The sequence below is a fragment of the Dactylosporangium cerinum genome (assembly GCF_042653625.1).
Classification (GTDB): Bacteria; Actinomycetota; Actinomycetes; order Mycobacteriales; family Micromonosporaceae; genus Dactylosporangium; species Dactylosporangium cerinum.
This window is the reverse complement of sequence record NZ_JBHSIU010000130.1, coordinates 114049-121799: the sequence shown is the minus strand read 5'-3', so window position 1 is coordinate 121799 and position 7751 is coordinate 114049. Positions and strand designations below refer to the sequence as shown.

Annotated in this window: 8 protein-coding genes; 2 read left to right on the top strand and 6 right to left on the bottom strand. The window is 69.1% G+C overall.

The annotated features are described in order from the left end of the window. Positions 1 to 34: 34 nt before the first annotated feature. From ACFPIJ_RS58765 to ACFPIJ_RS58750, 4 genes are all read right to left on the bottom strand, one after another. Positions 35 to 421 (bottom strand): hypothetical protein, encoded by a 387-nt coding sequence (locus tag ACFPIJ_RS58765; protein WP_380128276.1) that lies wholly within the window; start codon positions 419 to 421, stop codon positions 35 to 37. Further along, entirely contained in the window at positions 414 to 779 is a 366-nt protein-coding gene (locus ACFPIJ_RS58760) for a YbaB/EbfC family nucleoid-associated protein (RefSeq protein ID WP_380128275.1), read from the bottom strand. The genes ACFPIJ_RS58765 and ACFPIJ_RS58760 overlap by 8 nt, the downstream gene beginning before the upstream one ends. Before the next feature lie 166 nt (positions 780 to 945). After that, positions 946 to 1254: a WXG100 family type VII secretion target gene (locus ACFPIJ_RS58755; RefSeq protein WP_354788920.1), complete on the bottom strand. Its 309-nt coding sequence runs from the start codon at positions 1252 to 1254 to the stop codon at positions 946 to 948. A gap of 38 nt (positions 1255 to 1292) precedes the next feature. Beyond that, the gene (locus tag ACFPIJ_RS58750; RefSeq protein ID WP_380128274.1) at positions 1293 to 1652 is read right to left on the bottom strand and encodes a WXG100 family type VII secretion target; all 360 of its coding nucleotides are present in this window, start codon (positions 1650 to 1652) and stop codon (positions 1293 to 1295) included. 142 nt (positions 1653 to 1794) lie between these two features. On the opposite strand from ACFPIJ_RS58750, the gene ACFPIJ_RS58745 reads away from it, so the two are divergent. Together ACFPIJ_RS58745 and ACFPIJ_RS58740 are read left to right on the top strand one after the other, a co-directional pair. After that, complete coding sequence (locus ACFPIJ_RS58745; protein ID WP_380128273.1) at positions 1795 to 2955, top strand: hypothetical protein; 1161 nt, start codon at positions 1795 to 1797, stop codon at positions 2953 to 2955. Between the two features lie 6 nt (positions 2956 to 2961). Beyond that, on the top strand, positions 2962 to 4863 hold the full coding sequence (locus ACFPIJ_RS58740) for a hypothetical protein (protein ID WP_380128272.1): 1902 nt from the start codon (positions 2962 to 2964) through the stop codon (positions 4861 to 4863). A gap of 43 nt (positions 4864 to 4906) precedes the next feature. Here the strand turns inward: ACFPIJ_RS58740 and ACFPIJ_RS58735 are convergent, their stop codons facing one another. Next, the gene (locus tag ACFPIJ_RS58735) at positions 4907 to 6583 is read right to left on the bottom strand and encodes a right-handed parallel beta-helix repeat-containing protein (protein WP_380128271.1); all 1677 of its coding nucleotides are present in this window, start codon (positions 6581 to 6583) and stop codon (positions 4907 to 4909) included. 172 nt (positions 6584 to 6755) lie between these two features. After that, positions 6756 to 7484, bottom strand: a complete 729-nt coding sequence (locus tag ACFPIJ_RS58730) for a hypothetical protein (protein ID WP_380128270.1) — start codon at positions 7482 to 7484, stop codon at positions 6756 to 6758. Positions 7485 to 7751 lie beyond the last annotated feature (267 nt).

Here is a 7751-nt window from a genome sequence, read left to right as displayed (position 1 = left end):
CGCACGTGTGTCGTCAAGCCGGTGCCCAGGTCACTCAGGTGCGGGCGGCGTTGTCGATGTCGGTGGCGCCGTCGTCGTCGGTCGCCGTGTAGGCCCACATGGCGTCCAGCGCGTGCTGGCCGAGATTGGTCATGCCCTCGCCGAGCTTGCGGGCGTTGGTCTTCACGGCCTGGTTGGCCGTCGTCTTCTCGTCACCGACGCCGGACGGGACCATCTGGTGATAACCGCCTTCGCCGCCCTCGCCATGCAGGAAGCTCTTGGCGAAGTCGTCGCCACCGAAGGTCGCCGTCTGGTCCAGCGGGTCGATCCGGGCGACCGCACTCGACATGGTGCTGGTGAGCCTGCCGCCCAGGTCCTTGATCTTCTGTGCCGAGTTGAGCAGGTCGGCGGCGGTGCTGCCGAGAATGACGTAGTCACCCATCGTCGTCCCCCTGTCGCCGGATGTCGGCATCGTGGCTCTGGATCAGCTTGTTGATGTCCATGCCGCCGGCCCGGGCCGCGCGCATGTCCGACGGCAGTGCCTCGTCGTAGATCTCCTGCGCCTGCCGCGCCGACTCCTCGATGGCCTTGCGGACGGTGGCCACGATCGACGCGGCCAGTTCCTTGGAGTTCGGCTTGCGGTAGACCCGAGGGTCGATCTCGAGCTCGATGAGGTGCCCGCGCGGGCCGACCACGGCCTTGACCGTGCGGTCGTCCGACCACGCGGTGCCCGTGACCTCCAGGGCCTTGCGCTGGATTTCGGGCAGCTCCTTGGTGACCCGCTTGAGGTCGGCGAGCATCCCTTCGATCGCGCCCCAGTTGGGACGATCCACGGCACCTCCCCGTCAAGCCGCGATCACTGTGCCTCGGGTGTCCAAGTGTGCACCCGCCGAGGCTCCGGCGCAGCCCCGCCCCGGAACCCCGGCGTTCTTCGTCACATCCTTCGTGACCCGTCCGACGGACCGGTCAGATGCCCGCGGCGATCTGCTTGTCGACCGCCTGCATCCGCTCGGCCGACGCGCCCAGCTTCACACCGACCTGCGACAGGGCGGCCTTGATGTCGCCGATGCCCGAGTTCCACTCGGTGCGGGCGGAGTCGACCGCCTGGCCGGCGGCACCGTGCCAGTCGGCGGCGAAGAGCTGGGTGAACTGCGTGTAGAGGTCCTCGAGGGACCCCTCGACCGCACCCGTGTAGGTGCCGATGGCGGTTGCCACGTCCGCGATCTGGCCGAAGTTGTAGGTGATGGCGCCGTCAGCGCCGTATCCCGCTCCCATGGATGTTCCTGCCTCTCGAAGGTCTCGTCGCGGAAGGGTCAGCCACGCAGGGCGGAGATGACCGTGGAGTCGCCGGTGGCGGCAGCCGCGGCCCGGATGTCGTTCGCCGCGTCGTCGTCGTTGACACCGAACGTCGAGGAGGCGCTGCTGATCTTCCCGGCGAGGTCGTCGAGGGCGTTCAACATCTTCGTCAGGCCCTGGTTGAGCTGGGCCGAGGAGCCCTGCAGCGCGTTGTTCGCGGCACCGGACATGCCTGCCCCGCTGAGGCCGTTGATCCGGTCCAGCAGCTGCGCCATGCCGGTCGCGATGCTCTCGCGGGTCTCCATGCACTTGTTGGCCATCGTGTTGAGCTGGTCCTGGGTCGCGTGGACCGTGCCCACACCTGGTGTGTCCGTCAAGTTCGTCTCACCCCGTTTTCTGCTGTGGCTCCCCGGGAGGGAAGCTCGCTGAGCGATGGATCGATACAACCCACCATAATGCGGCGTACCAGACGGTAGCGCCCCAGTTCAAGGTCGGTCCAGTCAGACAGGGTTATCCATTGTGGCGCTGTCCGGTTACGCTCGATCTGGACGAGGATGCCGGAGCGCCTCGGGCGATGGACCAGAGGCACGGATCGACGGGGGAGAGATCTTGGCTGAGCCGCACGACGACGTGCCCTACAACCCGTACCAGTCTCAGACCACCGCCAACACGAATCCGGCGTGGCTCGATGCCGGCCACAAGAACATCGACGCCGATATCGACGGCATGGCGGACTTCGCCGGCAACATGAAGATCATCATGGAGAACCTCCGCGGCAAGGTCCCGGAGCTCAACCTGCTCGGCACCATGCCGATCAACGCGTGGGCGCCCGGCTCGCTGCCCGAGGGTGCCTACACCGCGCATCTGATGCTGGCCAACTACAACGAGTTGCAGCAGTATCTGTCGTTCCTGGCGCAGGGGCTGATGAACACCGGCTCGGCCGCGCAGACCATCGCCAACGCCTATGCCGGCACCGACGGCTGGTCCGCCGCCGACATCAACGCGGTCAACTTCGCCTATGGCGACAGCAGGGCCAAGCGACCGGCCGGCTATCCCGAGGAATGGCTCAAGCAGGTCAAGACCTGGCAGGACGCCTACAGCGAGAACATGAGCTCCGGCAACGGTGCCGCCTCGGGCGTGGTGGTCCGCTGGACCGACCAGGGCACCTTCACCGACGCGCAGGGTCAGCACAAGGTCGCCGTCAGCACCGACGGCGTGCGCCGCGAGATCATCACCAGGGTCGACCCGTATACCGGCAACACGGTGACCACGACGATCGTGACCTATCCGCCGAACCCGAAGGGGCAGACGGACGAGGAGCGCGCGGGCTACACGCGCACGAGCCGGGCGGATACCACGACGTTTGCCACGTCGGGCAACACGGTGCAGCAGCAGACCACCTATTACGGCAACGACGGCAAGCTGACCGGTTCGCAGACACAGACGACGACCTACACCGACGGCGAGGTCTCGGGCACGAGCACGCAGAACAAGGACAAGGACGGCAACAACACGACCGGCAACAGCGTGGTCACCAACGCCGACGGCAGCCAGACCATCACCAAGACGCAGGAGGGCAAGGACCCCAAGGTCCTGCAGATCGGCGAGCAGACCGACGGTGTCGTCGGCGCCGGCGAGCAACCCGCCCAGGACAAGATCAACCAGCTCAGGCCGCAGTGATGCCCCGTGACTGAAGACTGGCGATACATGCGCGCGGAGATGCCGCACCCCGGCCCCTCCGGATCCGGCATGTGGTACAACGTGCCCGATCAATTCGGCGTCGAGTTCACCAACCCGCCCAACGACGGCGAGAACGGCCCGTGGATCGAAGACATCCGCCGGCAGATCATGAACCAGCACCCGGAGGACATCTCCGCACTGGCCGACCAGTGGAACCGGGCGTGGCAGCTGCTCTTCGGCATCCAGCAGCAGGTCCTGCAGACCAGCAACGACCTGTATGAGAAGGACTGGAAGGACGGCGACGCCCGCGACAAGTTCATGACCGAGGGGCCGGGCAAGATGCTGGCCTACCTGCAGTCATGGATGGACTCGGCGCTCGACAACGTCGCCGCGCTGCGCGCACAGGTCACCATCGTCCGTGCCGCGCGCACGGAGATGGAGGGGATGTGGAGCCGATACAAGACGGCCATCGACAAGGCGTCGGAGACCGACGGCACGTTCGGCAACTGGTTCTGGCACTACAACCTGATCCCCGGCGGCGACCAGACCGACTACGACAACGCCAACAAGCGTGACGCGATCGAGCAGGTCAACGAGAAGAAGAAGGAGTTCGCCCGCGAGGCGCAGGGGCTCGCGCACCGCACCGCGCAGCAGATCTTCCAGACCTACTCGACGATCGGCAACGGCCACGGCGCGCCGTTCTTCCCGATGAACGCACTGATGACGCCGATCGGCCAGCCCAACCCGATCAACCTCGGAGGGCCGCCCGGCGGCATGCCCGGCGGTCCGCCGCCGGGGCTCAACCAGAGCCTGCTCGACCTGCAGAAGAACGCGCCGGTCATCCCGAATCCGGTCTCGACCAACCCGCTGCAGCCGGTGCTCAACGTCACCAACCCGCCGAACGTGGTGCCGCCGGGCGGGCTGCCCAACCCGACGATCGTGCCGCCGGTGCTGCCGCCCGGTGTCCGCCCGCCCGGGCAGCCCCTGGCGAAGCCGACGACCCTCAACCCCAACGTCACGTCGCCGTTCGCCAAGCTCGCCCCGAAGGGTCTCAACCCCGGCCTCATCCAGGCGAAGGGCATGGTCTCCCCGACCGGCGACATGACGCCCGGCGCGCTGCGCTCCCCGGGTTCGGCCCCGCCGGCACCGCCGATGTCCAACCGCGCCCAGCGGCAGACCCCGCGCGCCAACCCGGCCGGCACGGGCAAGCAGCAGGAGAAGCTCAGCGGCGTCACGCGGCCGGGCGGGGTCGAGGAACCGTTCGCGCGGCAGCAGTCCGGCACCGTCCCGCCGGTCCTCAACAACAAGCAGCGCGGTGCGCGCAGCAAGCCCGGCAGCCAGTCGGAGCTGCACCCGCAGTCCCGGCAGGCGCCGGGCACCACGTCGCCGCTGCGCCCTGCCGGGGCCGCCCCGCCGGTGCTCAAAGCCCCGTCGCAGAGCCCGATGTTGCCGCCGGGGCAGCCCGGGTCGCGCACCACGCGCAAAACCGCGACTGGCAACGGCCAACCGGGTCAGCCGGTCCCGAACTCCGACTGGGTCGGGGTGGAGGCCGCCCGCTCGGACGCGGCCGCGCCGATCCTCGACGCTCCGGAGCTGCCGCCGACGGGTGCCGCAGTGTCGAGGCTCGAGGAGGTCAAGCTCCGCGGGCGGGCCGCTGCGACCGGCGCCCGCTCGGGCGGGCAGTCGCGGATCAAGGCCGGCCCGACGGTGTCGCCGGAGCTGACGGCCCGCAAGGCCCGCCGCGACGGGTCCGGCACGGGGTCCGAGGCCGACGAGTCCGCCAACCGGATCGTGACCGACGACGTCGCGTTCAGCGTCGAGACGCCCGGTGGAGGCGTGGTCGCGAAGCAGCAGGACACGAGGGCCTACCGCCCGGAGGCGCCGACCGTCCTGGGTGGCGGCGCCTGATCCGTTGCCTGCTCTGCATGGAGGGTTTCGCCTGCTGGTCGCCTCAGCGTGCGGCGGCCAGCAGGTCCTCCAGGACGAGCATCCGGAGGTCCTCGCGACTCGGGACCCGGCCGAGGCTGCGCAGCCGCCCGGACTGCGCCTTGCGCATCCCTTCGAGCAGCTTGCGGGCCTCACGCGCGTTGCCGAAGTTCTGCCCGCGGTCCATCTGGTCGAACCACTCGTACAACGCGTCCTCGAGCCCGGGGGCGAAGACGTAGTCGTCGTTGCGGGCGATCCGCCCCGCGATCAGCACGAGCTCCTGCGGCGAGTAGTTCTCGAACTCGAGCGTCTTGGCGAACCGCGACGCCAGACCCGAGTTGGCGTCCAGGAAGTCGGCCATCTCGGCGGTGTAGCCGGCGACGATGACGGCGACCTGGTCGCGCTGGTCCTCCATCAGCTTCACCAGCGTGTCGATCGCCTCCTGCCCGAAGTCGGCGCTGGCGCCACCGGAGCGGGCCAGGGTGTAGGCCTCGTCGATGAACAGGACCCCGCCGAGCGCCTCCTCGAAGACGGTCGTGGCCTTTTCCGCGGTGTGGCCGATGTACTGCCCGACGAGGTCACGCCGTGAAACTTCCTTGAACTTGCCGATGGGCAGGACCCCGAGGGCCTTCAGCAGCTGCCCGTAGAGCCGGGCGACGGTCGTCTTGCCGGTGCCGGGCGCCCCGGTGAAGATGAGGTGGTGGCTGACCGCGCCGACGGCGAGGCCGGCATTGCGGCGCCACTCGTTGACCTGAATCTCGTCGATCAGCGAGCGGACCTCGCCCTTGACCCCGGCCAGGCCGATCATCGAGTCGAGCTCGGCAAGGAGCTTGTCGACCTTGTCCGTGTCCTGCTTCGTCGCACCCTCGATCGCCTGCACGCCGACCCGCGGCCGGTGCCGTTCGTCGGCCTCGCGGATCGTCGGGCTGGCGCCCTCGTCGACGTGGATGCCCGGCGTGGCCGTCGACTCGACGCGGCAGCTCTCCACGAGCCCGCCGCAGCCACGGCCGAACATGATGCCGACACCGTGCGTGTCGTGGATCCACGTCTCCGTGATCGTCGGTGCGCTCTGGTGCGCGACGGAGACGCCGGCGTCGCCGGTGGCCGAGATGTCGCAGCGCTCGATCGTCGGCTTTGCGGCGTGGTACACGTAGATGCCGCGGAATCCACAGCCCTCGATCGTGCTGTTGCGGATGACGGGGCTTGCCCCGAGGCGCACGATCACCCCGTCGTCGGCGATGTTGCGCACCTCGCACTTGTCGATGACGCCGTCGGAGTCTTCGATGACCATCCCGTACTGCCCCTGCGTCACCTTCACATCGGTCGCCTCGACGTGCGCGCCGTCGGTGATGCTGAGCCCTGCCGCGAACACGGCACCGACCTCGCACGCCTCGATCGCGAGCCGGCCACCGGTGACGCTGACCGCCGGATAGTCGTCGGCGGTGAGGATCAGCCCGCGCAGTGTGACCTCGGCCGACTCGCACGCCACGGCCGAGCTGCCGAGCCCTGTCGCGTCAAGCGTGACCGAACCGGCCTTCCCCGCCGCGACGATGCTCACCTTGCGCCGCCGCAGCCGGACCACCTCGGCATAGGTGCCCGCCTCGACCGAGATCACCGCACCGTCGGTCGCGATCTCCAAAGCGTCCTGAATCGTCGGATATGCCCCGGCCCGCTCCCGGGACACGATCAAAGTCTGCGCCATAACCCCACCGTCGACGGCAAACGATTGACGCGAGCGTACCTCGCGGCACAAATCCCACAGGTTCAGTCGTTATGGCGTTGCGGTGACCGATCACGTGACAAACCCGCAGCGGCCTGACCGCACCCCCGCCGTAGCACCCGACGGCCGGCGCGCGGCGCACGACGGGCGGGCGTCAGTGCCCGATGCAGGTGAACCTGTAGATCGCGGTGTCGGTGGCGCTGCTGGGGGCGGTCACCTTGAGCCCGATGCGGTGATCGCCGGCAGTGTGCGGGACACTGATCGGCCAGCTTTCGGTGTACGTCTTTGACTGCGCGATGCCGCCGTGCTCCCCGCCGCCGTTGACGCTGAACCGCAACCGCACCCCAGGCTGCGACACGGTGATCGTGACGTGCACGTAGACGAGGTCATTGCCCGGGTCGCAGATGCCCTGCTTGCTGTCCGGGCTCACCGTGATCCGCGCCGACGTGACCTGCGATCCGACGGGTGGCGGCGCGGCCGTCGTCTTCTGCACGGTCGGCGTGCGGGTGGGGCCGGCCCTGGTGGGGGTCGGGCCAGGCTGCGGGGACGCCGATCCGACCGGCGGCCCGCCGGCGGGTTCACTGGCCGGCCCGCTCGCCGGTTCGCTGCCCGGGTCCACCGACGGGCTCAGCACGATCGGATCGGCCGCCGCCGACGTCGCGTGCGGCCGCGACGTGTCACCGGTCGAGAGCAGTGCGGCCGCACCCAGCGCGGCGACCAGCACAAGGATCATCCCACCACCGACCACGAACAACACCTGACGGGACGGCGGGACCCCAGCGCCGGTGCTCACGTCACCGTCCAGGCCACCGGCAGGGTCGTCGTCCGGGTCGCCGGCCGTTGCCGGCAGCTCGGGGGTTGCCGGCACCTCGGGTTCGATCACGGGCAACAGTGCACCATGGCACCAATCCGCAGAACCCTCGGGAAAACGGCCAGAATCGGCGCCCGGTCACAGATCCGGAAACGGTCACGCCGACCTCGCCGGTGCCGACCGCACACTGCCGGAAACCCGGGTGCGCGTGCCGCATCCGGGCCCGGTCCCGGCCGAGCTACCAAGACACCGTCCCGCAGTCCGGACTCCCCCGGGCGGCTCGACACCGTCGCCGACGAGAGGGCCCGAAACACCAGATATAATGTGAGTTGCCGGTAT